This window comes from Stenotrophomonas sp. FR024, from assembly GCF_047500745.2.
Taxonomy (GTDB): Bacteria; Pseudomonadota; Gammaproteobacteria; order Xanthomonadales; family Xanthomonadaceae; genus Stenotrophomonas; species Stenotrophomonas maltophilia_A.
Genome location: NZ_JAXAXM020000004.1, coordinates 202,498 through 228,543, shown reverse-complemented (window position 1 = coordinate 228,543; position 26,046 = coordinate 202,498). Strand labels below are relative to the sequence as shown.

20 protein-coding genes are annotated in these 26,046 nt (G+C 65.9%); 11 read left to right on the top strand and 9 right to left on the bottom strand.

The window, feature by feature from the left end; genetic code table 11:
• The first annotated feature begins 86 nt into the window (after positions 1 to 86).
• From ACMZ91_RS06690 to ACMZ91_RS06680, 3 genes are read left to right on the top strand one after another with little or no spacing between them, the layout of a single operon-like run.
• Positions 87 to 1,238, top strand: a complete 1,152-nt coding sequence (locus tag ACMZ91_RS06690) for an efflux RND transporter periplasmic adaptor subunit (protein WP_049461883.1) — start codon at positions 87 to 89, stop codon at positions 1,236 to 1,238.
• On the top strand, positions 1,235 to 4,756 hold the full coding sequence (locus ACMZ91_RS06685) for an efflux RND transporter permease subunit (RefSeq protein ID WP_414577912.1): 3,522 nt from the start codon (positions 1,235 to 1,237) through the stop codon (positions 4,754 to 4,756). Before ACMZ91_RS06690 ends, ACMZ91_RS06685 begins: the two co-directional genes overlap by 4 nt.
• Complete coding sequence (locus ACMZ91_RS06680) at positions 4,753 to 7,839, top strand: efflux RND transporter permease subunit (RefSeq protein ID WP_414577914.1); 3,087 nt, start codon at positions 4,753 to 4,755, stop codon at positions 7,837 to 7,839. Before ACMZ91_RS06685 ends, ACMZ91_RS06680 begins: the two co-directional genes overlap by 4 nt.
• A gap of 201 nt (positions 7,840 to 8,040) precedes the next feature.
• On the opposite strand, the gene ACMZ91_RS06675 is transcribed toward ACMZ91_RS06680, so the two are convergent.
• The 6 genes from ACMZ91_RS06675 to ykgO form a co-directional block, all read right to left on the bottom strand.
• Entirely contained in the window at positions 8,041 to 9,261 is a 1,221-nt protein-coding gene (locus ACMZ91_RS06675) for a TraB/GumN family protein (protein ID WP_414577916.1), read from the bottom strand.
• 4 nt (positions 9,262 to 9,265) lie between these two features.
• Positions 9,266 to 9,796, bottom strand: coding sequence for a GNAT family N-acetyltransferase (locus ACMZ91_RS06670; protein ID WP_005409279.1), 531 nt, complete (start codon positions 9,794 to 9,796; stop codon positions 9,266 to 9,268).
• A 14-nt stretch (positions 9,797 to 9,810) separates the two neighbouring features.
• Complete coding sequence (locus ACMZ91_RS06665) at positions 9,811 to 10,698, bottom strand: carbon-nitrogen hydrolase (RefSeq protein ID WP_005409280.1); 888 nt, start codon at positions 10,696 to 10,698, stop codon at positions 9,811 to 9,813.
• A 162-nt stretch (positions 10,699 to 10,860) separates the two neighbouring features.
• Positions 10,861 to 11,898, bottom strand: a complete 1,038-nt coding sequence (locus ACMZ91_RS06660) for an agmatine deiminase family protein (protein WP_197656002.1) — start codon at positions 11,896 to 11,898, stop codon at positions 10,861 to 10,863.
• A gap of 39 nt (positions 11,899 to 11,937) precedes the next feature.
• Positions 11,938 to 12,237 (bottom strand): hypothetical protein, encoded by a 300-nt coding sequence (locus tag ACMZ91_RS06655; RefSeq protein ID WP_373695432.1) that lies wholly within the window; start codon positions 12,235 to 12,237, stop codon positions 11,938 to 11,940.
• 176 nt (positions 12,238 to 12,413) lie between these two features.
• Complete coding sequence (gene ykgO, locus ACMZ91_RS06650; protein ID WP_005409283.1) at positions 12,414 to 12,539, bottom strand: type B 50S ribosomal protein L36; 126 nt, start codon at positions 12,537 to 12,539, stop codon at positions 12,414 to 12,416.
• Between the two features lie 197 nt (positions 12,540 to 12,736).
• Here ykgO and cmk point away from each other — a divergent pair, with 197 nt between their 5' ends.
• From cmk to galU, 8 genes are all read left to right on the top strand, one after another.
• Positions 12,737 to 13,414, top strand: a complete 678-nt coding sequence (cmk, locus tag ACMZ91_RS06645; RefSeq protein ID WP_032130077.1) for a (d)CMP kinase — start codon at positions 12,737 to 12,739, stop codon at positions 13,412 to 13,414.
• 198 nt (positions 13,415 to 13,612) lie between these two features.
• Complete coding sequence (rpsA, locus tag ACMZ91_RS06640; protein ID WP_005416230.1) at positions 13,613 to 15,298, top strand: 30S ribosomal protein S1; 1,686 nt, start codon at positions 13,613 to 13,615, stop codon at positions 15,296 to 15,298.
• Between the two features lie 87 nt (positions 15,299 to 15,385).
• Positions 15,386 to 15,691, top strand: a complete 306-nt coding sequence (locus tag ACMZ91_RS06635; protein ID WP_005409286.1) for an integration host factor subunit beta — start codon at positions 15,386 to 15,388, stop codon at positions 15,689 to 15,691.
• 77 nt (positions 15,692 to 15,768) lie between these two features.
• Positions 15,769 to 16,053 carry a LapA family protein gene (locus ACMZ91_RS06630; RefSeq protein WP_010484569.1) on the top strand — a complete coding sequence of 95 codons (285 nt, stop codon included), beginning with the start codon at positions 15,769 to 15,771 and terminating at the stop codon, positions 16,051 to 16,053.
• A 6-nt stretch (positions 16,054 to 16,059) separates the two neighbouring features.
• Positions 16,060 to 17,238, top strand: a complete 1,179-nt coding sequence (lapB, locus tag ACMZ91_RS06625; protein WP_005416232.1) for a lipopolysaccharide assembly protein LapB — start codon at positions 16,060 to 16,062, stop codon at positions 17,236 to 17,238.
• Between the two features lie 3 nt (positions 17,239 to 17,241).
• Positions 17,242 to 18,231: an MraY family glycosyltransferase gene (locus ACMZ91_RS06620; RefSeq protein ID WP_414577919.1), complete on the top strand. Its 990-nt coding sequence runs from the start codon at positions 17,242 to 17,244 to the stop codon at positions 18,229 to 18,231.
• A 3-nt stretch (positions 18,232 to 18,234) separates the two neighbouring features.
• Positions 18,235 to 20,148: a polysaccharide biosynthesis protein gene (locus ACMZ91_RS06615; RefSeq protein ID WP_032130079.1), complete on the top strand. Its 1,914-nt coding sequence runs from the start codon at positions 18,235 to 18,237 to the stop codon at positions 20,146 to 20,148.
• Positions 20,145 to 21,023 (top strand): UTP--glucose-1-phosphate uridylyltransferase GalU, encoded by an 879-nt coding sequence (gene galU, locus ACMZ91_RS06610; protein ID WP_019336276.1) that lies wholly within the window; start codon positions 20,145 to 20,147, stop codon positions 21,021 to 21,023. Before ACMZ91_RS06615 ends, galU begins: the two co-directional genes overlap by 4 nt.
• A 460-nt stretch (positions 21,024 to 21,483) precedes the next feature.
• Here the strand turns inward: galU and ACMZ91_RS06605 are convergent, their stop codons facing one another.
• The 3 genes from ACMZ91_RS06605 to ACMZ91_RS06595 all read right to left on the bottom strand — a co-directional run bounded on the left by ACMZ91_RS06605 (position 21,484) and on the right by ACMZ91_RS06595 (position 25,856).
• Positions 21,484 to 22,692 (bottom strand): acetyl-CoA C-acyltransferase, encoded by a 1,209-nt coding sequence (locus tag ACMZ91_RS06605; RefSeq protein ID WP_049462680.1) that lies wholly within the window; start codon positions 22,690 to 22,692, stop codon positions 21,484 to 21,486.
• A 98-nt stretch (positions 22,693 to 22,790) separates the two neighbouring features.
• On the bottom strand, positions 22,791 to 25,163 hold the full coding sequence (locus tag ACMZ91_RS06600) for a 3-hydroxyacyl-CoA dehydrogenase/enoyl-CoA hydratase family protein (protein ID WP_049399461.1): 2,373 nt from the start codon (positions 25,161 to 25,163) through the stop codon (positions 22,791 to 22,793).
• Positions 25,164 to 25,202: 39 nt separating this feature from the next.
• Positions 25,203 to 25,856 carry a TetR/AcrR family transcriptional regulator gene (locus ACMZ91_RS06595; protein ID WP_006431024.1) on the bottom strand — a complete coding sequence of 218 codons (654 nt, stop codon included), beginning with the start codon at positions 25,854 to 25,856 and terminating at the stop codon, positions 25,203 to 25,205.
• Positions 25,857 to 26,046 lie beyond the last annotated feature (190 nt).

Below are 26,046 nucleotides of genomic sequence, written 5' to 3'. Positions count from 1 at the left end.
CCATGACCTTTGGGATATGGTGTTGCCGTGAAGTGGTGCATTACTTTGCTACCACACCTGTCCACGCATCCTCCAGGGATCTGACGATGTCGCACCCAACCTTCCTGTCCGGCCGTCGCAGCGGAATCTGCGCTGCCGCACTGCTGATCTCCACCTCCCTGCTGCTGGGCGGTTGCGCCGCAGGGCCCAATTCCGAAGCCAAGGCCGCCGAGACCAAGGAGGAGAAGAAGGTCGATGCGGTCCCGGTCGAAGTGGCCGTGGCCAGCCACCGTGCTGTCGCGGCCAGCTACACCGGTACCGCTGCGCTGGAACCACGCGCCGAGTCGCAGGTGGTGGCCAAGACTTCCGGCGTGGCGCTGGCGGTGCTGGTTGAAGAAGGCCAGCGGGTCAGCGCTGGCCAGCCGCTGGTGCGTCTGGACCCGGACCGCGCGCGCCTGGCCGTGGCACAGAGCGAAGCGCAGATGCGCAAGCTGGAAAACAACTACCAGCGCGCGCAGAAACTGGTTGGCCAGCAGATGGTCAGCGCCGCCGATGTCGACCAGCTGCGTTACGACCTGGAAAACGTACGCGCGCAGTACCGCCTGGCCACGCTGGAACTGTCCTACACCACGGTGGTGGCGCCGATCTCCGGCGTGATCGCGTCGCGCTCGATCAAGACCGGCAACTTCGTGCAGATCAACACGCCGATCTTCCGCATCGTCGACAACTCGCGGCTGGAAGCCACCCTCAACGTGCCCGAGCGCGAGCTGGCCACCCTGCGCGCTGGCCAGCCGGTGACGCTGGCCGCCGACGCGCTGCCGGGCCAGAGCTTCACCGGTACGGTCGATCGCATCGCGCCGGTGGTGGATTCGGGCAGTGGCACGTTTCGCGTGGTCAGCGCCTTCGACGGCGCCGCGCACGCGCTGCAGCCCGGCATGTTCGGTCGCATCCGCATCGATTACGACCAGCGTGCCGATGCGCTGGTGGTGCCGCGCCTGGCGCTGCTCGACGATGGTGAGCCGGCGGTGTTCCGGGTGCGCGAAGGCAAGGTCGCACGCGTTCCGGTCAAGCTGGGTTACGCCGAGGGCCCGTGGGTGGAGATCCGTGATGGCCTGGCGGCCGGTGATCAGGTGGTCACCGCCGGCAAGGTCGCCCTGCGCGACGGCACCGCAGTGCAGGTGATCGCCGATCCGAAGGCAAAGCCGAAGACGGTCGCAGCGTCGGCCAAGCCGGCAGACAAGGCCGGGAGCAAGCAATGACCGCCCCGGGCCACGACCACGGTGCCTCGCCGGCGAGCGACGGCGCCGCCGCCAGCATGCGCGGCGGCCTGGTGGAATTCGCTACCCGCCGCCGCGTGACCATCGCCATGTGCACGGTCACCCTGTTGCTGTTTGGCCTGATCGCGCTGGGCAACCTCAAGGTCAACCTGCTGCCCGACCTGAGCTACCCGACGCTGACCGTGCGCACCGAGTACACCGGTTCGGCGCCGACCGAAATCGAAACCCTGATCACCCAGCCGGTTGAAGAAGCGGTCGGCGTGGTCAAGAACCTGCGCAAGCTGAAGTCGGTCTCGCGCACCGGCCAGAGCGATGTGGTGCTGGAGTTCGCCTGGGGCACCAACATGGACCAGGCCAGCCTGGAGGTGCGCGACAAGATGGAAGCGCTGAACCTGCCACTGGAGGCCAAGGCCCCGGTGCTGCTGCGCTTCAATCCGTCCACCGAACCGATCATGCGCCTGGTGCTGTCGAACAAGGTGGCGCCGACCAGCGATGCCGATGCGGTCCGCGAGCTGACCGGCCTGCGCCGCTATGCCGATGAAGACCTGAAGAAGAAGCTGGAGCCGGTCAGCGGCGTGGCGGCGGTCAAGGTCGGTGGCGGCCTCGAGGACGAGATCCAGGTCGACATCGACCAGCAGAAGCTGGCCCAGCTGAACCTGCCGATCGACACCGTCATCAAGCGCCTGAAGGACGAGAACATCAACATCTCCGGCGGCCGCCTGGAGGAGGGTTCGCAGCGCTTCCTGGTGCGTACCGTCAACCAGTTCGCCGATCTGGAGGAGATCCGCAACCTGCTGGTCACCACCCAGGCGTCGAACGGCAGTGCTGCGGATTCGGCGTTGCAGCAGATGTTCAACATCGCCGCGTCGACCGGTTCGGCGGCAGCCATCGCGGCGGCATCGGCGGCGCAGAGCGCATCGTCCGGCGGCGGTTCCAGCGTGGTCGCCAACGGTGTGCCGGTGCGCCTGAAGGACGTGGCCACCGTGCGCCAGGGCTACAAGGAGCGCGAAGCGGTGATCCGCCTGGGCGGCAAGGAATCGGTCGAACTGGCGATCTACAAGGAGGGCGACGCCAATACCGTGTCCACCGCCGAAGCGCTGCGCAAGCGCCTGGAGCAGATCAAGGGCACGTTCCCGTCCGACGTCGAGATGACCACCATCGAGGACCAGTCGCGCTTCATCGAGCACGCCATCGCCGACGTCAAGAAGGATGCAGTGATCGGCGGCCTGCTGGCGATCCTGATCATCTTCCTGTTCCTGCGTGATGGCTGGAGCACGTTCGTGATCAGCCTGTCGCTGCCGGTCTCGATCATCGCCACGTTCTTCTTCATGGGCCAGCTCGGCCTGAGCTTGAACGTGATGTCGCTGGGCGGTCTGGCACTGGCCACCGGCCTGGTGGTGGATGACTCGATCGTGGTGCTGGAGAGCATCGCCAAGGCCCGCGAGCGTGGCCTGGGCATCCTGCAGGCGGCCATCGCCGGTACCCGCGAAGTGAGCATGGCGGTGGTCGCCTCCACCCTGACCACCATCGCGGTGTTCCTGCCGCTGGTGTTCGTCGATGGCATCGCCGGCCAGCTGTTCCGCGACCAGGCGTTGACCGTGGCGATCGCCATCGCGATCTCGCTGCTGGTGTCGATGACCCTGATCCCGATGCTGAGCTCGCTGAAGGGACGGCCGCCGCTGGCGTTCCCGGAAGAAGCGCCGAACGAACCGTGGCAACCGCAGAACCGCTGGCAGAAGCCGGTGGCACTGGGCCGTCGTGGTGCCGTGGCGACCGCGCGCTGGAGCTTCTACGCGCTGGCTTGGCTGGTGGTGCGGGTGTGGCGTGGCGTGGTGGCGGTGGTCGGCCCGGTGATGCGCAAGGCCAGCGATCTGGCGATGAAGCCCTACGCCGGCGCCGAGCGTGGCTACCTGCGCCTGCTGCCGAGCGCACTGGCGCACCCGGGCAAGGTGCTGGGCGTGGCCACGATCATCTTCGTGGCGACCATGGCGCTGGTGCCGATGCTCGGTGCCGACCTGATCCCGCAGCTGGCGCAGGACCGTTTCGAGATGACGGTGAAGCTGCCGGCCGGCACGCCGCTGAAGCAGACTGATGCACTGGTACGCGAGCTGCAGCTGGCGCACGGCAAGGGCGAGGGCGTGGCGTCGCTGTACGGTGTCAGCGGCAGCGGCACCCGCCTGGATGCCAGCCCCACCGAGAGCGGCGAGAACATCGGCAAGCTGACCGTGGTGATGGAAGGCGGCGGCAATGCGCGTACCGAAGCCGAGATCACCGAGCGCCTGCGTGACACCATGGGCCAGCATCCGGGTGCACAGGTCGATTTCGCGCGGCCGGCGTTGTTCAGCTTCTCCACGCCGCTGGAAATCGAGCTGCGCGGGCAGGACATGGCCACGCTGGAAGTGGCCGGCCAGCGCCTGGCGGCGATGCTGCGCGGCAATGCGCACTACGCCGATGTGAAGTCGACGGTGGAAGAGGGCTTCCCGGAAATCCAGATCCGCTTCGATCAGGAACGCGCAGGTGCGCTCGGCCTGACCACCCGCCAGATCGCCGACGTGGTGGTGAAGAAGGTGCGCGGCGATGTCGCCACCCGCTACAGCTTCCGTGACCGCAAGATCGACGTGCTGGTGCGTGCACAGGAAGGCGACCGCGCCAGCGTGGAGAGCATCCGCCGGCTGATCGTCAATCCGGGCAGTACCCGTCCGGTGACGCTGGACGCGGTGGCCGAGGTGGTGGCTACCACCGGCCCCAGCGAGATCCATCGCGCCGACCAGACCCGGGTGGCGGTGGTGTCGGCCAACCTGCGCGACATCGACCTCGGCGCGGCCATGCGCGAAGTGCAGCAGATGGTCGCCGAGCAGCCGCTGGGTGCGGGTGTCGGCCTGCACATCGGTGGCCAGGGTGAGGAGCTGGCGCAGGCGGCGAAGTCGTTGATCTTCGCCTTTGGCCTGGCGATCTTCCTGGTCTACCTGGTGATGGCCTCGCAGTTCGAATCGCTACTGCACCCGTTCGTGATCCTGTTCACCATCCCGCTGGCGCTGGTCGGTGCGATCCTGGCGCTGATGCTGACCGGCAAGCCCATCTCGGTGGTGGTGTTCATCGGCCTGATCCTGCTGGTCGGCCTGGTCACCAAGAACGCGATCATCCTGATCGACAAGGTCAACCAGCTGCGCGAGGCTGGCGTGGCCAAGCACGAGGCACTGGTGGAAGGTGCCCGCTCGCGCCTGCGGCCGATCATCATGACCACGCTGTGCACGCTGTTCGGCTTCCTGCCGCTGGCGGTGGCGATGGGCGAGGGCGCCGAAGTGCGCGCACCGATGGCGATCACCGTGATCGGCGGCTTGCTGGTGTCGACCCTGCTGACCCTGCTGGTGATCCCGGTGGTGTACGACCTGATGGACCGTCGCGGCGATGCGTATTACCGCGAACGTGGCCGCAAGCATGCCGGTGAGATCGAGCCGGGTGCAGCGGGCAGCGCGGCGGGTGTGGAGGAACCGGCATGAGTGTGGCCGAGTTCTCCATCCGCCGTCCGGTCACCACCATCATGTTTTTCGTGTCGCTGGTGGTGATCGGCCTGATCGCTTCGTTCCGGCTGCCGCTGGAAGCGCTGCCGGACATCTCCGCGCCGTTCCTGTTCGTGCAGATTCCGTACACCGGCTCGACCCCGGAGGAAGTGGAGCGGACCATCATCCGCCCGGTCGAGGAATCGCTGGCGACGATGACCGGCATCAAGCGCATGCGCTCGTCGGCCACCTCCGAGGCGGCGCTGATCTACATCGAGTTCAGTGACTGGGACCGTGACATTGCGATAGCCGCTTCCGATGCACGCGAGCGCATCGATGCGATCCGCAGTGACCTGCCTGACGACCTCCAGCGCTACAACGTGTTCAAGTGGTCCAGCAGCGACCAGCCGGTGCTGAAGGTGCGCCTGGCCAGCACCACCGACCTGACCACTGCGTACGACATGCTCGATCGCGAGTTCAAGCGGCGCATCGAGCGTATTCCCGGCGTGGCCCGCGTCGACATCACCGGCGCGCCGCCAAACGAGGTGGAGATCGCCATCGATCCGAACCGGCTCAACGCGCATGGGTTGAGCATCAACGAGCTGAGCGAGCGCCTGCGCACGCTGAACTTCTCGATCTCGGCCGGACAGATCGACGACAACGGCCAGCGCGTGCGCGTGCAGCCGGTGGGCGAGATCACCGACCTGCAGGAAATGCGTGACCTGGTGATCAACGCCAAGGGCCTGCGCCTGGGCGACATCGCCGATGTGCGCCTGAAACCGGCGCGGATGAACTACGGGCGGCGCCTGGACGGCAACCCGGCGGTCGGCCTGGACATCTTCAAGGAGCGCAGTGCCAATCTGGTAGAAGTGTCGCGCGCGGCACTGGCCGAGGTTGAATCGATCCGTGCCGAAGCGTCGATGCGCGACGTGCAGATCAAGGTGATCGACAACCAGGGCAAGGCGGTGACCTCCTCGCTGCTGGAACTGGCCGAGGCCGGTGCGGTCGGCCTGATCCTGTCGATCACGGTGCTGTTCTTCTTCCTGCGCCACTGGCCGTCCACGCTGATGGTGACCCTGGCCATTCCGATCTGCTTCACCATCACCCTGGGCTTCATGTACTTCGTCGGGGTGACGCTGAACATCCTGACCATGATGGGCCTGCTGCTGGCGGTGGGCATGCTGGTCGACAACGCCGTGGTGGTGGTGGAGAGCATCTACCAGGAACGCGAGCGCATGCCGGGGCAGCCGCGGCTGGCCTCGATCATCGGCACCCGCAACGTGGCCATCGCGCTCAGCGCCGGTACGCTGTGCCACTGCATCGTGTTCGTGCCGAACCTGTTCGGCGAGACCAACAACATCAGCATATTCATGGCGCAGATCGCGATCACCATCTCGGTCTCGCTGCTGGCCTCGTGGCTGGTCGCGGTCAGCCTGATCCCGATGCTGTCCGCGCGCATGGCCACGCCGAAGCTGGTGCACTCGCAGACCGGCGTGATCGCGCGCCTACAGCGGCGCTACGCGACACTGCTGGACTGGTCGCTGCGCCATCGCGGCTGGAGCCTGCTCGGCATCGTGCTGGTGGTGCTGGTCAGCCTGGTGCCGATGAAGCTGACCAAGGTCGACATGTTCGGTGGTGACGGCGGCAAGGACATCTTCATCGGCTATATGTGGAAGGGCGCCTACACCTACCGGCAGATGTCCGAGGAAGTGGCGCGGGTGGAGAACTGGATCGACGCCAACCGCGAGCGCCTGCACGTCAAGCAGGTGTATTCCTGGTACAGCGAGCAGGAAGGCAGCTCCACCGTGGTCACCCTGGACGAAAAGTACGCCAAGGACATCAAGGCGCTGCAGGAAGAGCTGCGCAAGGGCCTGCCGAAGTCGGCCCGCACCGACTACTTCGTCGGCAACCAGGGCGGCGATGGCGGCGGTGGCGGCAACCAGGGCGTGCAGGTGCAGCTGGTCGGCGACTCCAGTTCGATGCTGCAGGAGATCGGCCAGGAAGTGGTACCGCTGCTGGCCCAGCGTGCCGAGCTGCGCGATGTGCGCATCGACAACGGCGAAAAAGGCGGCGAGCTGAAGGTGCGCGTCGACCGCGAGCGCGCCGCCGCATTCGGCTTCAATGCCGAGCAGGTAGCCAGCTTCGTCGGCCTGGCCCTGCGCGGTGCACCGATGCGCGAGTTCCGCCGCGGCGACAACGAAGTGCCGGTATGGGTGCGCTTCGCCGGTGCCGAGCAGAGCAGCCCGGAAGACCTGGCCGGTTTCAGCGTGCGCACCGGCGATGGCCGCAGCGTGCCACTGCTGAGCCTGGTCACCGTCGACGTTGGTTCGTCCGCCACCCAGATCGGACGCACCAACCGCCAGACCACGCTGACCATCAAGGCCAACCTGGCCGAGAAGGTCACCGCGCCGGATGGCCGCAAGGCGATGGAGTCGGTGCTCAAGCCGATGAACTTCCCGGCCGGCTATGGCTTCACCTTCGATGGCGGTGACTACGGCAACGACGACGAAGCGATGCAGCAGATGGTGTTCAACCTGCTGATCGCGCTGGTGATGATCTACGTGGTGATGGCGGCGGTGTTCGAGTCGCTGCTGTTCCCGGCGGCGATCATGAGTGGCGTGCTGTTCTCGATCTTCGGTGTGTTCTGGTTGTTCTGGATCACCGGTACCTCGTTCGGAATCATGTCCTTCATCGGCATCCTGGTGCTGATGGGCGTGGTGGTGAACAACGGCATCGTGATGATCGAGCACATCAACAACCTGCGGCGCGGCGGCATGGGACGCACCCAGGCGCTGGTGGAGGGCTCACGCGAGCGATTGCGGCCAATCATGATGACCATGGGCACGGCGATCCTGGCGATGGTGCCGATCTCGCTGACCAGTACGCAGATGTTCGGCAACGGCCCGGAGTACGCGCCGATGGCGCGCGCGATTGCCGGCGGCCTGGCGTTCTCGACCGTGGTCAGCCTGCTGTTCCTGCCGACGATCTATGCAGTGCTGGATGACCTGCGCAGTGCGGTCACGCGACTGATCCGCCGCGCGCGTGGAGTGGAAATGGTAGAGCCGGGCGCTGCCCGGCTGTAATGCACATCAACGTGTTGTGGTGTGGGGGAGGCCGGTCGTAGTGGGGCGGCCTCCCCCTTTTTTTGATGTTCTGCGCAGAGCATGCTCGGCCGATCTTTGCGGTCGGCGTAAAGCGTGCAAACCAAGGTTGGCACCTGCCGGTCGCGCGCGCAGACGCCGTGCGGCCGGTAGCGCCGGGCCATGCCCGGCGGGGCGTTGCAATCAACCGGCGACCTTGCCCCACACCTTGAACGTGGTCAGCCACAGGCCCAGCATGCTGCCGATGTTGGTCAGCATGAAGGTCAGCACCACGCGGGTGACGCGGTTGCGATACCAGCCCTTCAGGCTCTGCGCATCGTCGCGCAGCTTCAGGAAGTCCTCATACGCCGGCTTGCGCAGGCGCGCTTCCACCAGGGCCGAGAATGCGCCGGTCGGGATGCTCAGGCGGAACGGCTTGAACGGCGCCACCGCGATCGCGGTGAGGATGCTCAGCGGATGGCCGCCGGCCAGCAGGCAGCCCAGGCCGGCGAGGCCGCCGGTATACATCGCCCAGGTCGCCAGCAGTTCGGTGCCCACGCCCAGACCACCGCGGTAGAAACCTACTCCGATGCCGGTCGCTACGATGGCCAGGATGCCCAGCGTGAACCACGGAATGTTGCGCTTCTTCGGCACCGCTTCCAGTTCGGCGCGCAGCGGTGCCGGTGCTTCGGTGTCGGTTTCCAGGTAGCGGGCCAGCCCGGCCAGGTGACCGGCACCGACCACTGCCAGCACCTCACGCTGCTGCGGATCGTGTTCTTCGCGCAGGCGCGTGGCCATGTAGCGGTCACGCTCGCCGATGATGGTCTCGTACAGCGCAGGGCTCTCGCTGGCGAACTCGCCGAAGCTCGACTCCAGCATGTCGCCCTGCTTGAGCTTCTCGATCTCGTTTTCGCCCACTTCCTCGGATGAGAACAGACCTGCGCCAAGCCCGGCGACCAGCTTCAGCTTGCCGAAGAAGCCCAGCCGTTGCGAGGCACGGTGGAAGGTCAGGCCGACTTCACGGTCGATCAGGTGTACCGGCAGGTTGCGCTCGCGCGCCAGTTCCACCGCGCGCTTCAGTTCGGCGCCCGGCTCGATGTCGAGCTGTTCGGCCAGGCGGCGCTGGTACGCGGACAGGGCCAGGTTGGCGGCGAACAGGGCCACGCGGCCCTTGCGGATCACTTCGACCAGGTCGAGCTTGGCCAGCGTGTCCGGATCGCTCAGCGCCTGCAGGCGCTGCGGGTCCAGTTCAACGGCAACGGCATCGAAGCGGCCGCTGTCGATGGCTTTCTCCACCGCCTCGACGCTGGCGCGTGAGACATGGGCGGTGCCCAGCAGGGTGTAGCGCACGCCGTCGCGTTCAACAACGCGTACCGGCTGGCCGGCGAAGAGGTCGTCGCCGGTCTCGGGAAGGGTTTCGGTCATGGGTTCATTCATTGGAAGGTGCAGTGTCGGCGCCATCGCCGAGCGCGCGCTGCATCTGCACGGTATCCAGCCAGCGGCCATGCTTGCGGCCGAGGCCACGGAACACGCCGACCAGCTCGAAGCCGAAGCGTTCGTGCAGCTTGATTGAAGCGGTATTGGTCGGTTCGCCGATCACCGCCACCATCTGCCGGTAGCCACGCGCCACGCAGGCGTCGATGAGGGCCTGGAGCAGGCCGGTGCCAACGCCCTTGCCCTGGAACGCGGCATCGACGTAGACCGAGTTTTCCACGGTCCACTGGTAGGCAACGCGGGTGCGGTAGGTGTTGGCGTAGGCATAGCCGGCCACCTGGCCGTCGATCTCGGCGACCAGGTAGGGGAAGCCGCGATCGATGATGTCGCGCATACGGCGCAGCATCTCGGACGCGTCGGGGATGTCGTACTCGTAGGTGTTGACGAAGTCGGTCACTTCCACCGCGTAGATCGCGGTGATCGCGGCGATGTCGGCCGGGCCGGCATCACGGATGAGGACGGCCATGCGCGGGCTCCGGCTCAGTCGATGTAGCGCTTGAGCAGGTCACCGTACGCGTCGATGCGGCGATCGCGCAGGAACGGCCAGATGCGGCGCACGTGCTCGCTGCGCTGCAGGTCGACATCGCACAGCAGCACGGTGGCGTCAGTGCCGGCTTCGGCCAGGAATTCGCCCTGCGGGCCGAGCACGTGGCTGTTGCCCCAGAACTGGATGCCCGACGCGCCCAGTGGCGATGCCTCGTGGCCGACGCGGTTGCAGCTCAGCACCGGCAGGCCGTTGGCCACGGCGTGGCCGCGGTGGCTCAGCACCCAGGCGTCGCGCTGGCGGGTCTTCTCGTCCTGCACGTCGTCCGGGTCCCAGCCGATCGCGGTCGGGTACAGCAGCAGCTCGGCGCCGGCCAGCGCCATCAGGCGTGCCGCTTCCGGGTACCACTGGTCCCAGCACACCAGCACGCCGAGGCGACCCACCGAGGTATCGATCGGCTTGAAACCGATGTCGCCCGGGGTGAAGTAGAACTTCTCGTAGAAGCCCGGATCGTCCGGGATATGCATCTTGCGGTACTTGCCGAGCAGCGTACCGTCCTTCTCGAACACCACCGCGGTGTTGTGGTACAGGCCGGCAGCACGGCGCTCGAACAGCGAGCCGACCAGCACCACGCCGTGCTTCTTCGCCAGCGCGCCCAGGCGCTCGGTGCTCGGGCCGGGGATCGGCTCGGCCAGGTCGAACTCGTCCACCGATTCGTGCTGGCAGAAGTACGGGCCGTTATGCAGTTCCTGCAGCAGCACCAGCTTGGCACCCTGCGCAGCCGCCTCGGCCACGCGTGCTTCGATCACCGCCAGGTTGGCGGCGGCATCACCGTGGTTGCGCTCCTGGATCAGGGCGACGGTAAGGGGGCTGCGCGAGTTCATGCGGGGCGTTCCTGCGGGGGAAAACCTGCATGTTAGCGCGGATGGGCGGCGACGGCGTGTCGCGCGCTGAATGGGTGCTGGTAGTGCCGGCCGCTGGCCGGCAACCCCGTCAATCCATCAGGCATTGCATGGTTGCCGGCCAGCGGCCGGCACTACCCATCCTCAGGCCTTCAACAACCCTTCCGGCAGCTGCATGGTGATGCAGTGCAGGCTGCCGTTCTGCCAGATCAGCGAGCGGCAGGGCACCTGCACGATTTCGCGGCCCGGGTGCGCCTGCGCCAGTACATCGCGGGCCAGGTCGTCGGCCGGATCGCCATAGGCCGGCATCAGCACCGCACCATTGACGATCAGGTAGTTGGCGTACGACGCCGCCAGGCGGCGGCCTTCGTCGATCACCGGCTGTGCCCACGGCAGCGGGAACAGGCGGTACGGCTGGCCGTCCTTGGTGCGCAGCGCGGCCAGCTCATTGCCCATCGCCTGCAGTTCGGCGTAGTGCGAGTCGCTCTCGTCGTCACAGGCCTGGTAGACGATGCTGTCAGCCGAGGCGAAGCGAGCGAGGGTATCGATGTGCGCATCGGTGTCGTCGCCTTCCAGATAGCCGTGGTCCAGCCACAGCACGCGGTCCTGCTGCAGCCAGTCGGCCAGGTCGGCAGTCAGGCTGGCGCGGTCGCGGTCCGGGTGGCGCTCATGCAGGCACTTCCAGGTGGTCAGCAGGGTGCCTTCGCCATCGGTCTCGATGCCGCCGCCTTCCAGCGCGAACGGAATGCTGCGCACCGGTGCGTCGTTGAACACGCCGGCCTGGTCGAGCACGCCCACCAGCTGGTCATCCAGGGTGGCGTCGAACTTGCCGCCCCAGCCGGTGAAGCGGAAATCCAGCAGCTGGAAGCCGCCGTCGGCACGGCGCAGGGTGATCGGGCCGGAGTCGCGCAACCAGGTATCGTCGTAGGCCGCCGTGGTGAAGTGGACCTTGTCCATGTCGATGCGGTTGGAGCGCAGCCGCATCTCGGCATAGGTCTCCACATCGTCGTCGGCCACGCAGATCAGCACCGGCTGGAAGCGGGTGATGGCCGCGACCAGCGCGATGTAGGTCTCTTCCACCTGGCCCAGGCGGTCGGCCCAGTCGGTGTCGGCGGTGGGCCAGGCAATCAGGACGCCGCTCTGGGCTTCCCACTCGGCAGGAAAACGAAGGGTCTGGTTCATGGTCTCGCTACACAGGCCCGCCCAGGGCGGGTAAAGGGATCAACGGATCGGCGGTTTCGGGCCGATTTCGTTCGGGTCCGCCTGGTTGGCCACCACGTCGATCACCTTCTGCTTCTCGAAGTAGACGGTGAACTGCGGGTACACCCAGCGGTTGATGGTCGGCCATTGCCGCTTCTGCCCGCCACGCGGCTGCAGCTGCTCGCTCGGCGCGCCGAACTGCGCCTGTACCTGCTGCATGCTCTGGCCGCGCACGGGCAGGGCACCGGCCGGCTTCTCGCGGGCACGGTCGACAAGCAGGGTATCGGCCAGCGCCGGCGTGGCGGCGGCCAGCGCGGCCATCACGGCCAGGGCGGACAGGTAACGCTTCATCTCGATCTACTCCCCAGTGGTCAAGAAAGGCGATTACAGCAAAAACGGCAGGAAAAAGCCGCATAAACAAAAAACCGCCCGAAGGCGGCTTTTTGCATCGGGTCGGCCCCGCGTAGGGCCAGCCGCAGCCGCGAAGGCTGTTGGGCTTAGCGCTGACGCGCCTTGAAACGCGGGTTCGACTTGCAGATGACGAAGATCTTGCCACGACGACGCACGACCTTGCAGTCACGGTGACGGGCCTTCGCCGACTTCAGGGAGGACAGGACTTTCATGGCATACCTCGGCGTAAACAGTAGTTGTTCGGGTGGAGCGTGGCCGCGATATGCGAAAGACAATCGGCAGTTGACGCTCGTTCAAGCCCGCCATTCTACCGGGCTTTTCCTCGTGGTTTCAAGTGGTTGCACAAAAGATCCCATTGGGGGCGTCTGACAGGGGCTAGAATGACCCCTTCACACGCTCTGGGAACCCCATGAATCCACTCGCTCCCGTCCTGACCATCGACGGCCCTTCAGGGGCTGGCAAGGGTACCATCAGCCGCATCATCGCGCGCCGGATGGGCTGGCATTACCTGGATTCGGGCGCGCTGTACCGGGCGGTGGGCGTGGCCGCGAGCTGGGCCGACATCGATACCTCCGATGCCTCGGCGCTGGTCCGCTGCACCTTTGATACCCACGTTCAGTTTGTCGAGCAGGGTGAAGCCATGCGGGTCATGGTGAACGGGACCGATGCCACCGACGAGCTGCGCCTGGAGACCACCGGCGCGCTGGCCTCGGCCATCGCCGCCATTCCCGAGGTCCGGGCTGCCCTGAAGGAGCGCCAGCGCGCATTCAGGGAGCTGCCCGGCCTGGTCGCCGATGGCCGCGACATGGGCACGGTGATCTTCCCGGACGCCTCCTACAAGGTCTTTCTGACCGCCAGTGCCGAGGAGCGCGCCGAGCGCCGGCATAAGCAGTTGAAAGACAAGGGGGTTTCTGTTAACTTTGATGACCTCCTGCGCGAGATCATGGCCCGCGACGCCCGTGATGCTCAGCGTACCGTGGCGCCCCTGAAGCCGGCAGACGATGCTGTCCTCATCGACACCACAGGCATCGGCATCGCAGATGTCGTTGCCAGAGTGATGGATCTGCTTCCGGTTCCGGCTGCCTGATCCGTTCGCGCGGGAGCACTGCCAGCAGCATCGGTGGTGGTCGCGCATAGCAGTGCTGTACCAGCTCCGTCGCGCAATGATGCGTGGCGGTTTTCCTACTACACACGACCTGCGTTTCCGGGGTCGACCAACAGGCGGGCGGTCGCCATTCCCCTGAAGGGGACGCCACCGACCCATGTGTCCAACAGAGTAAATCTAATGACCGAATCATTTGCCGAACTGTTTGAAGCCAGCCAGGCCAATCTGGCCAAGCTGAAGCCGGGCGCCATCGTCAGCGGTACCGTTGTTGAAGTCCGCGGCGACGTCGTGGTGATCAACGCTGGCCTGAAGTCCGAAGGCATCGTGCCGATCGAACAGTTCCGTAACGACGCTGGCGAAATCGACGTCGCCGAAGGCGACATCGTCAAGGTCGCCCTCGACTCGATCGAGAACGGCTTCGGCGAAACCGTCCTGTCGCGCGAGAAGGCCAAGCGCGCGATGGTGTGGGACGAGCTGGAAGAAGCGTTGGAAAAGAACGAAACCATCACCGGCCGCATCAGCGGCAAGGTCAAGGGTGGTTTCACCGTGGACATCAAGGATGTCCGCGCCTTCCTGCCGGGTTCCCTGGTCGATGTGCGCCCGGTGCGCGATCCGGCCTACCTGGAAGGCAAGGAACTCGAGTTCAAGCTCATCAAGCTGGACCGCAAGCGTAACAACGTCGTGGTCTCGCGCCGCGCTGTCGTCGAAAGCGAGCACTCGGAAGAGCGCGAGCAGCTGATGGACAAGCTGCAGGAAGGCGCGATCCTGAAGGGTGTCGTCAAGAACCTGACCGATTACGGCGCGTTCGTGGACCTGGGCGGTATCGACGGCCTGCTGCACATCACCGACATGGCGTGGAAGCGCGTGCGTCACCCGTCGGAAGTCGTGAACGTCGGCGACGAGCTGGACGTCCGCGTGCTGAAGTTCGACCGCGAGCGCAACCGCGTTTCGCTGGGCCTGAAGCAGCTGGGCGAGGATCCGTGGGACAACATCGGCCGTCGTTACCCGGCCAACAGCCGCGTCTTCGGCAAGGTCTCCAACGTCACCGATTACGGTGCGTTCGTTGAGATCGAGCCGGGCGTCGAAGGCCTGGTGCACGTCTCCGAGATGGATTGGACCAACAAGAACGTCAACCCGTCCAAGGTTGTCCAGGTTGGCGATGAAGTCGAAGTGATGGTGCTGGACGTCGATGAAGAGCGTCGCCGTATCTCGCTGGGCATGAAGCAGGTTGCCGCCAATCCGTGGGAAACCTTCGCTGCCACCCACAAGAAGGGTGACAAGGTGTCGGGCCAGATCAAGTCGATCACCGACTTCGGCATCTTCATCGGCCTGGACGGCGGCATCGACGGCCTGGTCCACCTGTCCGACATCAGCTGGAACACCACCGGCGAAGACGTCGTTCGCAACTTCAAGAAGGGCGATACCCTGGACGCCGTCGTCCTGGCTGTCGATCCGGAGCGCGAGCGCATCTCCCTGGGCGTGAAGCAGCTGGAGCAGGATCCGTTCGGCCAGTACATGGCTGCCAATCCGAAGGGCTCCAAGGTCGAAGGCGTGGTGAAGGAAGTCGACGCCAAGGGCGCGATCATCGAGCTGGCTGACGGCATCGAAGGTTACGTCTCGGCACGCGACATCGCCAACGAGCGCGTTGACGACGCCACCCAGCACCTGAAGGTCGGCGACAAGGTCGAAGCCAAGTTCGTGGGCATGGACCGCAAGGGCCGTACCCTGCAGCTGTCGATCAAGGCCAAGGACGACGCTGAAATGCGCGAAGTGCTGGAGGAATACCAGTCCTCTTCGGCTTCCAGCGGCACCACCCAGCTGGGCGCGCTGCTGCGTGCACAGCTGAACGGCAACAAGTCCGAGTAATCGGCCTTACGCTGTTCGTTGTTTCCTGGACGGCCCGGGCATTGCCCGGGCCGTTTCAGGCTGAGATACCCCTGATGTGAGCCGGTAATGACCAAATCCGAACTGATCGAAATCCTTGCGCGCCGCCAGGCGCACCTGAAGGCCGATGATGTCGATCTGGCGGTGAAGTCGTTGCTGGAAATGATGGGCGGATCGCTGTCCGCCGGCGATCGCATCGAAATCCGTGGTTTTGGCAGCTTCTCGCTGCACTATCGTCCGCCGCGCCTGGGTCGCAACCCGAAGACCGGCGAATCGGTTGCCCTGCCGGGCAAGCACGTCCCTCATTTCAAGCCGGGCAAGGAACTGCGTGAGCGGGTCAGCAGTGTGCTGCCGCTGGACGCCGATCCGGCCTGAGCCTCCCGTCGCGCCACCGCGTGCGAATCCAGCCGCGAGTCGGATAAGCTACGGACTCCTGCCACTGGAGCTGTCGCATGAAGGTTTTTCGTCTGCTGGTCCTGCTGGCGGTTCTGATCCTTGGATTGATCATCGGTGCGGTCAACATGACCGCGATGTCGATCAACCTGCTGTTTACCCAACTGCATACCTCGGTGGGCGTGGCCCTGATCGCCGCGCTGCTGGTGGGTGTCATCGTCGGTGCCGGCCTGGTGCTGGTGAGCGTGGTCATTCCGCTCTACAGCCAGTTGCGCCGCGCCAACAAGTCCGCTGTCGCCACGCCGGCACCGGTTGCTTCCCCCCAATCTTTTGATGGACGCTGATCGAAGATGGATTTCGTCACCGAGTGGTTCTGGTTCTTCCTGTTCGTTCCGCTGGCCGCACTGGCCGGGTGGGTGATCGGACGGCGTGGTGGTCAACGCCACGGTGACAGCCAGGTCAGCCGCCTGTCCAGCACCTACTTCCGCGGCCTGAACTACCTGCTCAACGAGCAGCCGGACAAGGCCATCGAGCTGTTCCTGCACATCGCCGAGCTGGACAAGGAAACCTTCGAGACCCAGGTCGCGCTGGGCCACCTGTTCCGCCGCCGCGGTGAAGTCGACCGCGCCATCCGCCTGCACCAAGGGCTGGTCAACCGCCACGACCTGAGCGACGCGCAGCGCGTGCAGGCCCTGCTGGCGCTGGGCGAGGACTATATGAAGTCCGGCCTGCTGGACCGTGCAGAGACCGTGTTCACCGAACTGGCGCAGCTGGACCAGCGTGCTCCGCAGGCGCTCAAGCACCTGATCGGTATCTACCAGGCCGAGCGCGACTGGGAAAAGGCGATCGACAACGCGACCCGTTTCGAGGACGTCACCGGCGAGCCGATGGGCAAGCTGATCGGGCAGTTCGAGTGCGAACTGGCCGAACGCTTCCGCGGTGCTGGCAAGCTGGAAGAGGCGAGGGCAGCGATTGCCCGGGCTTACCAGGCCGATGCGATGTCGGTGCGTGCCGGCATCATTGAAGGCCGCCTGGAAACCGATGCCGGCAATCCGGAAGCGGCCGTGCGCGCCTTCGAGCGTGCCGCACGCAACGACCCCGAATACCTGCCGGAGCTGCTGCCGGCGCTGATGCAGAACTACCGCAAGGTCGGCGATCTGGCAGGCGCACGTGCGTTCCTGTCGGAGATGACCGAGCACTACCGCGGCATCGCCCCGGTGCTGGCGCTGACCCGCCTGATGGAAGAGCAGGAGGGTGTGGCCCCGGCCCGTGCCTACCTGGGCCGCCAGCTCAAGGATCGCCCGTCGGTGCGTGGCGAGTCCGCGCTGATCGACCTGACCCTGGCTGAAGGCGCCGATTCCACGGCGACCCTGCACGACCTGAAGCACATCACCGACCAGTTGCTGGTGCGCAATCCGGCCTATCGCTGCACCCGTTGTGGTTTCGGTGCGCGCACCCACCACTGGCAGTGCCCGAGCTGCAAGGAGTGGGGCACGGTCAAGCCGCTGCTGAACTACGCGGTGCTCTGATCCATGCAGTGGCTCGTGATGGGCGCGCTGCTGGGCCTGGCCCTGCTGAGTGCGGCACTGACCTGGGCGGCGCGGGGTTACGCGCTGCGCCGGCAACTGTTTGACCAGCCGGGCGAGCGCCGCAGCCATAGCGTGGCGACACCCCGCGGCGGCGGCATCGCCATTGTCATCAGCCTGCTGGTGACCGCCGGTGTTGCCATGTGGGCCTGGCCCGAAGCGCGTCCGAGCCTGCTGGTCGCCAGCCTTGGCCTGGCGCTGGTGGCGGGTATCGGCTGGTGGGACGACCACCGGCCGCTGCCGGCCATGCGCCGCCTGATGGTGCACTTCATCGCCGCCGCGCTGCTGGCCGCGCTGGTCAAGGTCCACGGTGGCAGCTGGCTGCTGGCCGTACTGGTCCTGCTGTTCACCGCCTCGCTGATCAACATCTGGAATTTCATGGATGGGATCAACGGCATCGCGGCCAGCCAGGCCATTGTGGTCGCGCTGGGGCTGGCGCCGCTGCTGCCCTGGCCGTACTCGCTGGCGGCGGTCGCGTTGGGCCTGGCCTGCTTGGGCTTCCTGCCGTTCAACTTCCCGCGGGCCCGGATCTTCATGGGCGATGTCGGGAGTGGCGCGCTGGGCTACGCGGTGGCGGCAGTGCTGGCACTGGCCAGCGTCAAGACCGACATCCACTGGATCCTGCTGCTGGTGTCGGCATCGCCGTTCCTTGTGGACGCGGGCTTCACACTGCTGGCGCGCATCATTTCGGGACAACGCTGGATGGAACCCCATACCCAGCATGTCTACCAGCGCGCGGTGCAGGCAGGAGCCAGTCACGCCCAGGTAACAGGGATGTACTTTGCTTTGGGCCTGTTCAGTATTACAGTGCTTAATGTCTGCTCCAATTTGCAGCCGAGGTGGGAGGCTGCCGTGGCGTTCGCGTGGTTCATTGCGCTGAGCGTCCTCTGGCTCCTCCTGCGCAATGGATTGCGCCACCCAAAAGGAAATACCTGACTTATGGCTTCACCCTGGCGGGACAGAATCCTCGGCCTGATGCCGCGTTCGGCCATCGTCTGCCACGACCTGTTCATGGTCTGGGCATGCTGGCAGCTGCTCCACGCGGGGCGGTATTCGATCCTGGCCAACGCCCCCGAGCTCCCTCTCTGGAACGTCGACACCACGCTGGTGCTGCTGCTGCAGGGCATGGTGTTCTGGCGCGTGGGCCTCTATCGGGGCCTGTGGCGGTTCGCCAGCGTCAGCGACCTGCTGAACATCTTCAAGGCCAGTTTCATCGGCATGGTCGCCATCGTGCTGGTGCTGATGTGGAAGCGCTTCGACGGCGTGCCGATGTCGGTGCTGGTGATCTATCCGTTCGCGCTGTCGGCGCTGCTGGGCGCGCCGCGCCTGCTGTACCGGGCCTGGAAGGACTATCAGGCACTGCAGTCGGACTCGTCCGCGCGCCGCGTGCTGATCCTGGGTGCCGGCCAGGCCGCCGAGACTCTGGTCCGTGACCTGCGCCGTTCCGGTAATTTCGAGCCGGTCGGCCTGCTGGACGATGCGCCACACCTGCGCGGCGCCAAGCTGCAGGGCCTGCCGATCCTCGGCACCCTGGACGATGCGCCGACGGTGGTCCGGGAGACGGCGGCGAAGCTGCTGGTGATCGCCATTCCGTCGCTGGACGCGGCGGGCATGCAGCGGATCGTCGCCATCTGCGAAAGCACCGGCGTGCCGTTCCGCACCGTGCCCAAGCTCAGCGACATCCTGCAGGGCCAGTCGCTGCCGGGGCAGCTGAAGGAAGTGGCGATCGAGGATCTGCTGGGCCGCAAGCCGATCATGCCGGACTGGAACCTGATCCGTGGCTGGCTGGGCGGGCGTACGGTGATGGTCACCGGTGCCGGCGGTTCGATCGGCTCCGAGCTTTGCCGCCAGTGCGCACGGCATGGTGCCGGCCGCATCATCCTGCTCGAGATCAGCGAACTGCTGCTGCTGACCATCGAAGGCGAGCTGCGGCGCAGCTTCCCCGATGTCGAGATCGAAGCGGTGCTGGGCGACTGCGGTGACCCGGCGGTGATCCGCCACGCCCTGTCGCTGCATCCGGTCGACACCGCCTTCCACGCGGCTGCCTACAAGCACGTGCCGGTGCTGGAGCGGCAGCTGCGCGAAGCGGTGCGCAACAACATCCTGGCCACCGAGAACGTGGCCCGCGCCTGTCTGGAAGCGCGCGTTGAGCATTTCGTGTTCATCTCCACCGACAAGGCGGTCGACCCGGTCAATGCACTGGGCGCCAGCAAGCGCTATGCGGAGATGATCTGCCAGAGCCTGGACCAGAAGTCCACGCATACCCGTTTCGTTACGGTGCGCTTCGGCAATGTGCTGGCCTCGGCCGGCAGCGTCGTGCCGCTGTTCCGCGAACAGATTCTGCGTGGCGGTCCGGTGACCGTCACCGACCCGGAAGTCAGTCGCTACTTCATGACCATCCCGGAGGCCTGCCAGCTGATCCTGCAGGCGGCCGCTTCGGCATCGCATGGTGCGATCTATACGCTCGACATGGGCGAGCCGGTGCCGATCCGCGTGCTTGCCGAGCAGATGATCCGCCTGGCCGGCAAGCAGCCGTACAAGGACATTCCGATCATCTACACCGGGCTGCGTCCGGGCGAAAAGCTGCACGAGACGCTGTTCTATTCGGACGAGGACTACCGTTCCACCGCGCACCCGAAGATTCTCGAGGCCGGTGTACGTACGTTCTCGCGTGACCTGGTGCTGGGCAATGTCCCGCGCCTGCGCGATGCCGTGGCTGGTTACGACACGACCAGCATCCAGGAGATCCTGTTCGCGACGATGCCGGAGTTCTCTCCCATCGAACAGGATGCTTACATTTCATCCGCTAAAGTCGTGCCCTTTCCGGCACGTGAGGCCAACAGGCACCAATGAGCAAGCGAATTCGCAAGGCAGTTTTTCCAGTGGCAGGGCTCGGGACGCGCTTTTTGCCGGCAACCAAGACGGTTCCGAAGGAAATGTTGCCGATCATTGATCGTCCGCTGATCCAGTACGCGGTCGATGAAGCGATTGAAGCCGGTTGCGACACGCTGGTGTTCATCACCAACCGCTACAAGCATGCCGTGGCCGACTACTTCGACAAGGCCTACGAACTGGAGCAGAAGCTCGAGCGCGCCGGCAAGCAGGAGCAGCTGGAGATGATCCGCCATGTGCTGCCCAATGGCGTGCGCGCGATCTTCGTGACCCAGGCCGAAGCACTGGGCCTGGGCCATGCGGTGCTGTGCGCCAAGGCCGTGATCGGTGACGAGCCGTTCGCGGTGCTGCTGCCGGACGACCTGATCTGGAACCGCGGCGACGGCGCACTGAAGCAGATGGCCGACCTCAACGAGGCCAGTGGTGCCAGCGTGATCGCCGTTGAAGACGTGCCGCACGACAAGACTGCCAGCTACGGCATCGTTGCCACTGACGCGTTCGACGGCCGCAAGGGTCGCATTTCGCAGATCGTGGAGAAGCCGAAGCCGGAGGACGCCCCGAGCGACCTGGCGGTGGTTGGCCGTTATGTGCTGAGCCCGAAGATTTTCGAGTTGCTGGAACAGACCGGCAGTGGTGCCGGTGGCGAGATCCAGCTGACCGATGCGATCGCGCAGCTGCTGAAGACCGAAGAGGTCGATGCCTACCGCTTCGAGGGCACCCGCTTCGACTGCGGCACGCACCTGGGGCTGGTGGAGGCGACGATCCGCTTCGCGCTGGACAACCCGAAGCTGGCAGGGCCGGCGCGGGAGAAACTGACGGCGATGTTGGCGGAGTAAGGGTTCTATCAAGCGCTCCGTGCTGCGCCTTGATTGATACGTGATGGGCGGGACGGGTGGGCCTTTGCAGGACACGCCGTAAACCCGTCCATGGGGGCTCGGTCGCCGCATCCATGCGGCGAACGGTCCTGCAAAGGCCCACCCGCCCCGCCTGTCATGTTTCCTGCGGGCGCGGACGGGAAGGGCGGAATCAAAGGCAAAAACAGAAACGAAAAAGGCAGCCAATGGCTGCCTTTTTCGTTTCCGCGAGCATCCACGCATGGCGTGGCTCTACTGCCCTTGCCTTTGCTCACTCCTCCGCCGCGGGGAGGCTGGAAGGGCCGGGTCGGCAGGGCTGCCCGGGACCGTTGGCGCCATGGATGGCGCCATCGAGCCCCCACGGATGGGTTCACGGCGTGTCCCGGGCAGCCCTGCCGACCCGGCCCACGCCATGAAGCCCAACGAGGCAACGCTTTGAACCTTACAGCGCCTCGAAAATACCCGCTGCGCCCATGCCGGTGCCGATGCACATCGTCACCATGCCGTACTTCTGCTGGCGACGACGCAGGCCGTGCAGCAGGGTCGCGGTACGGATCGCGCCGGTCGCACCCAGCGGGTGACCCAGGGCGATCGCGCCGCCCAGCGGGTTGACCTTGCTCGGGTCCAGGCCGCAATCGTGGATCACCGCCAGCGACTGCGCGGCAAAGGCTTCGTTCAGTTCAATCCAGTCCAGCTGGTCCTGGGTCAGGCCGGCCTGCTTCAGTGCCTTCGGGATCGCGGCGATCGGGCCGATGCCCATCACTTCCGGGCGCACGCCGGCTACCGAGAAGCTGACGAAACGAGCCAGCGGGGTCAGGCCGTAGTCCTTGATCGCCTGCTCGGAGGCCAGCAGCACGGCGCCGGCGCCATCGCTCATCTGCGACGAGTTGCCGGCGGTGACGGTGCCGCCGAACTGGCCGTTGCGGAACACCGGGCGCAGCTTGGCAAGGCCTTCAGCCGAGGAATCCGGGCGCGGGCCTTCGTCGGTGTCGGCGATCTTGTTGCGGGTGATGATGCGCTGGCCATCGGCCAGGTCCGGCAGGTGCGAGACGATCTCGTACGGGCTGATCTCGTCCTTGAACTCGCCGTTCTGGATCGCGGCCATGGCCTTCTGGTGCGAGGCCAGGGCGAAGGCGTCCTGGTCTTCGCGCGAGACCTTCCACTCTTCGGCGACCTTCTCGGCGGTGATGCCCATGCCGTAGGCGATGGCGACGTGGTCGTTGTCGAACACGCTCGGCGCCATCGCGATCTTGTTGCCCATCATCGGCACCATCGACATCGATTCGGTGCCACCGGCCAGCATCAGGTCGGCGTTGCCCAGGCGGATCGCGTCGGCGGCCTGCGCCACGGCCTGCAGGCCGGACGAGCAGAAGCGGTTCACGGTCTGCGCGGCGATGGTGTTGGGCAGGCCAGCCAGCAGCACGCCGATGCGCGCCACGTTCATGCCCTGCTCGGCTTCCGGCATGGCGCAGCCGATGATCGCGTCATCGATGCGGTTGACGTCCACGCCCGGGGCCTGGGCGACGACGCTGCGCAGCACGTGCGCAAGCATGTCGTCGGGGCGGGTGTTGCGGAACATGCCCTTGGGCGCCTTGCCAACCGGGGTACGGGTGGCGGCGACGATGTAGGCGTCCTGGATTTGCTTGGTCATTGCAGTGATCTCTCGAATTTTTTAGCCGGAGTGCCCACCAAGGTGGGCACCTACCAGAGGCAGAGGGATGCCGACCAGGGGCCGGCACCCGCCATCAATCAGTTACGCAGCGGCTTGCCGGTCTTGAGCATGTGCGCGATGCGGGCCTGGGTCTTTTCCTGCTGGGCCAGTTCGACGAAGTGCTTGCGCTCCAGGGTCAGCAGCCACTCTTCGTCCACCAGGGTGCCGCGGTCGACCTTGCCGCCGCACAGCACGGTGGCGATGCGCTCGGCGATCTCGTAGTCGTACGGGCTGATGAAACGGCCTTCCAGCATGTTGACCAGCATCATCTTGAAGGTGGCGATACCCACGTCACCGGCGACCTGGATGCGGCGTGCCGGCAGCGGCGGACGGTAGCCCGCTTCGGCCAGGGCGCGCGCTTCGGCCTTGGCGATGTGCAGGGCCTCGTAGCTGTTGAACACCACCTTGTCGGTGCTGCGCAGCAGGCCCAGTTCCTTGGCGTTGACCGCCGAGTTGGACACCTTGGCCATCGCCACGGTTTCGAAGGTCTTCTTCAGTTCGGCGAACACGTCACCGCCCGGGCCAGCGGCCTGCGAGGCGCGCACGGCCAGTTCCTTCAGGCCACCACCGGCCGGCAGCAGGCCGACGCCGGCCTCGACCAGGCCGATGTAGCTTTCCAGGAAGGCCACAGTCTTGGCGCTGTGCATCTGGAACTCGCAACCACCACCCAGCGCCAGGCCACGCACGGCAGCCACCACCGGCACCAGCGAGTACTTGATGCGCTGGCTGGTGCGCTGGAAGTTGGCGACCATCTCTTCGAACTGGTCGACCTTGCCGGCCTGCAGCAGGCCCAGCGCGCCGGCCAGATCGGCGCCGGCGGAGAAGGGTTCCTTCTGCTGCCAGATCACCAGGCCCTGGAAGTCCTTCTCGGCGCGGCTGACACATTCCTGCAGGCCGTCGAGCACCTGGTCGGACACGGTGTTCATCTTGGTCTTGAAGCTGACCACGGCGATGCCATCACCGTCGTGCCACATGCGCAGGCCGTCGTTCTCGAACACGGTCTCGCCCGGCGCGAACTTCTCGCCCAGCAGCGGATCGGGGAAGCGCTGGCGCTGATACACCGGCAGCGACGAGCGCGGCAGCTTGGCGTTGCGCGACGGGCTGTAGCTGCCCTCGGCGGCGTGCACGCCGTCGCGGCCATCGAACACCCAGTCCGGCAGCGGGGCGTTGCTCATGCTCTTGCCGGCGACGATGTCATCGGCAATCCACTGCGCCACCTGCTTCCAGCCGGCGGCCTGCCAGGTTTCGAACGGGCCCAGCGACCAGCCGTAGCCCCAGCGGATGGCCAGGTCGACGTCGCGCGCGGTCTCGGCGATGTCGGCCAGATGGTAGGCGCTGTAGTGGAACAGGTCGCGGAAGGTCGCCCACAGGAACTGCGCCTGCGGGTGCTGGCTTTCGCGCAGCTTGGCGAATTTCTCGGCCGGGTTCTTGATCTTCAGGATCTCGACCACTTCCGGTGCGGCGGTGCGATCAGCAGCGCGGTAGTCCTGCTTTTCCAGGTCGAGGACGACGATGTCCTTGCCGACCTTGCGGAAGATGCCGGCGCCGGTCTTCTGGCCCAGCGCGCCCTTGGAAATCAGCGCGTCCAGCCACTTCGGCGACTTGAAGAATTCATGCCACGGGTCGTTGGGCAGGGTATCGCCCATGGTCTTGATGACGTGGGCCATGGTGTCCAGGCCGACCACGTCGGAGGTGCGGTAGGTGGCCGACTTCGGGCGGCCGACCAGCGGGCCGGTCAGGCCGTCCACTTCATCGAAGCCCAGGCCGAACTGCTGGGTGTGGTGGATGGTGGACAGGATCGAGAACACGCCGATGCGGTTGCCGATGAAGTTCGGGGTGTCCTTGGCGTACACCACGCCCTTGCCCAGGGTGGTGACCAGGAATTCTTCCAGGCCTTCCAGCACGGCGGCGTCGGTGGTGGTGGCCGGGATCAGCTCGGCCAGGTGCATGTAGCGCGGCGGGTTGAAGAAGTGCACGCCGCAGAAGCGGTGGCGCAGCTGCTCGGGCAGCACGTCGGCCAGCTTGTTGATGCCCAGGCCCGAGGTGTTGGAGGCCAGCACCGCGTGGTCGGCCACGAACGGCGCGATCTTCTTGTACAGGTCCTGCTTCCAGTCCATGCGCTCGGCGATGGCCTCGATGATCAGGTCGCAGTCCTTCAGCTGCTCCAGGCCGGACTCGTAGTTGGCCGGGGTGATGGCTTCGGCCAGCGACTTGCTGGCCAGCGGCGCCGGGCTCAGCTTGCCCAGGTTGGCGATCGCCTTCAGCACGATGCCGTCAGCCGGACCTTCCTTGGCGGGCAGGTCGAACAGCACGGTGTCGACGCCAGCGTTGGTGAGGTGGGCGGCGATCTGGGCACCCATGACGCCGGCACCCAGCACGGCGGCGCGGCGGACTAGCAGGGAATTGGACATGGTGTAGGGCCTTTGTTGGTCAGCAGTTACTGGGTGGAATCAAGGGGAAGCGGGCAGGGCGCTGGCGCGTGCGGCGGCGCGGAACCCGGCTTCGGCGAAATGGATCAGTTCGTGGGCGGCATGGGCACGATGCGCCGCTTCGGTGACACCGGCGGGACGCTTGATCAGCCCGAAGTCGGCCATGGCATAGGTGAGCGAGCCGGCCAGGAAATCCAGGCGCCAGTACAGCTCTTCCTTGCTCAGGTCGGGTGCGCATTCGGCAATCGCCTTGCCGAACGCACGCAGCACGTGACCGTAGTGGTCGGACAGGAACTTGCGCAGGTTGTCGTTCTTCTCTGCGTAGGCGCGGGCGATCACGCGCACGAAGGCGCCGCCGTTCTGGCGGTCCTGGGCCAGCGCCAGTGCCGGCTCGACGAAGGCGGCCAGCACCGGGCGCAGCTGCCCGGGGTGTTCGCTGCGGGCGCGCTCGAGCTGCGCCAGGCGCGCGCCGGTCATCTCGTCCATGCGGCGGCGGAACACCTCGTTGACCAGGTTTTCCTTGGAGCCGAAGTGGTAGTTGACCGCGGCGATGTTGACGTCGGCCTGGCTCGTCACCTGGCGCAGCGAGGTGCCGGCGAAGCCGTGCTGTGCGAACAGCTCCTCGGCCGCGCCGAGGATCCGGTCCTTGGTCGAGAAGTGGGCGGGTTTGGCCATCGGCGGGCGGACCTTAATCAAACGATTGTTTGATACTAGGACCAGACGGTAGCGTATGGCATTTTGCAGTGCAGCAAAAATGCCCGGACCGGTCAGATTTCACTCAGGTGGGTGAATGGGCGCAAAGGGTAGTGCCGGCCGCTGGCCGGCAGGCTGGCGCCCCACGGGCTGCCTGCGGTTGCCGGCCAGC

What these genes read in the sequence shown, in the direction of transcription:
- ACMZ91_RS06690 (WP_049461883.1), top strand. Translation starts at nt 87, where the DNA reads ATGTCGCACCCAACCTTCCTGTCCGGCCGTCGCAGCGGAATCTGCGCT.
- ACMZ91_RS06685 (WP_414577912.1), top strand. Translation starts at nt 1,235, where the DNA reads ATGACCGCCCCGGGCCACGACCACGGTGCCTCGCCGGCGAGCGACGGC.
- ACMZ91_RS06680 (WP_414577914.1), top strand. Translation starts at nt 4,753, where the DNA reads ATGAGTGTGGCCGAGTTCTCCATCCGCCGTCCGGTCACCACCATCATG.
- ACMZ91_RS06675 (WP_414577916.1), bottom strand. Translation starts at nt 9,261, where the DNA reads ATGACCGAAACCCTTCCCGAGACCGGCGACGACCTCTTCGCCGGCCAG.
- ACMZ91_RS06670 (WP_005409279.1), bottom strand. Translation starts at nt 9,796, where the DNA reads ATGGCCGTCCTCATCCGTGATGCCGGCCCGGCCGACATCGCCGCGATC.
- ACMZ91_RS06665 (WP_005409280.1), bottom strand. Translation starts at nt 10,698, where the DNA reads ATGAACTCGCGCAGCCCCCTTACCGTCGCCCTGATCCAGGAGCGCAAC.
- ACMZ91_RS06660 (WP_197656002.1), bottom strand. Translation starts at nt 11,898, where the DNA reads ATGAACCAGACCCTTCGTTTTCCTGCCGAGTGGGAAGCCCAGAGCGGC.
- ACMZ91_RS06655 (WP_373695432.1), bottom strand. Translation starts at nt 12,237, where the DNA reads ATGGCCGCGCTGGCCGCCGCCACGCCGGCGCTGGCCGATACCCTGCTT.
- ykgO (WP_005409283.1), bottom strand. Translation starts at nt 12,539, where the DNA reads ATGAAAGTCCTGTCCTCCCTGAAGTCGGCGAAGGCCCGTCACCGTGAC.
- cmk (WP_032130077.1), top strand. Translation starts at nt 12,737, where the DNA reads ATGAATCCACTCGCTCCCGTCCTGACCATCGACGGCCCTTCAGGGGCT.
- rpsA (WP_005416230.1), top strand. Translation starts at nt 13,613, where the DNA reads ATGACCGAATCATTTGCCGAACTGTTTGAAGCCAGCCAGGCCAATCTG.
- ACMZ91_RS06635 (WP_005409286.1), top strand. Translation starts at nt 15,386, where the DNA reads ATGACCAAATCCGAACTGATCGAAATCCTTGCGCGCCGCCAGGCGCAC.
- ACMZ91_RS06630 (WP_010484569.1), top strand. Translation starts at nt 15,769, where the DNA reads ATGAAGGTTTTTCGTCTGCTGGTCCTGCTGGCGGTTCTGATCCTTGGA.
- lapB (WP_005416232.1), top strand. Translation starts at nt 16,060, where the DNA reads ATGGATTTCGTCACCGAGTGGTTCTGGTTCTTCCTGTTCGTTCCGCTG.
- ACMZ91_RS06620 (WP_414577919.1), top strand. Translation starts at nt 17,242, where the DNA reads ATGCAGTGGCTCGTGATGGGCGCGCTGCTGGGCCTGGCCCTGCTGAGT.
- ACMZ91_RS06615 (WP_032130079.1), top strand. Translation starts at nt 18,235, where the DNA reads ATGGCTTCACCCTGGCGGGACAGAATCCTCGGCCTGATGCCGCGTTCG.
- galU (WP_019336276.1), top strand. Translation starts at nt 20,145, where the DNA reads ATGAGCAAGCGAATTCGCAAGGCAGTTTTTCCAGTGGCAGGGCTCGGG.
- ACMZ91_RS06605 (WP_049462680.1), bottom strand. Translation starts at nt 22,692, where the DNA reads ATGACCAAGCAAATCCAGGACGCCTACATCGTCGCCGCCACCCGTACC.
- ACMZ91_RS06600 (WP_049399461.1), bottom strand. Translation starts at nt 25,163, where the DNA reads ATGTCCAATTCCCTGCTAGTCCGCCGCGCCGCCGTGCTGGGTGCCGGC.
- ACMZ91_RS06595 (WP_006431024.1), bottom strand. Translation starts at nt 25,856, where the DNA reads ATGGCCAAACCCGCCCACTTCTCGACCAAGGACCGGATCCTCGGCGCG.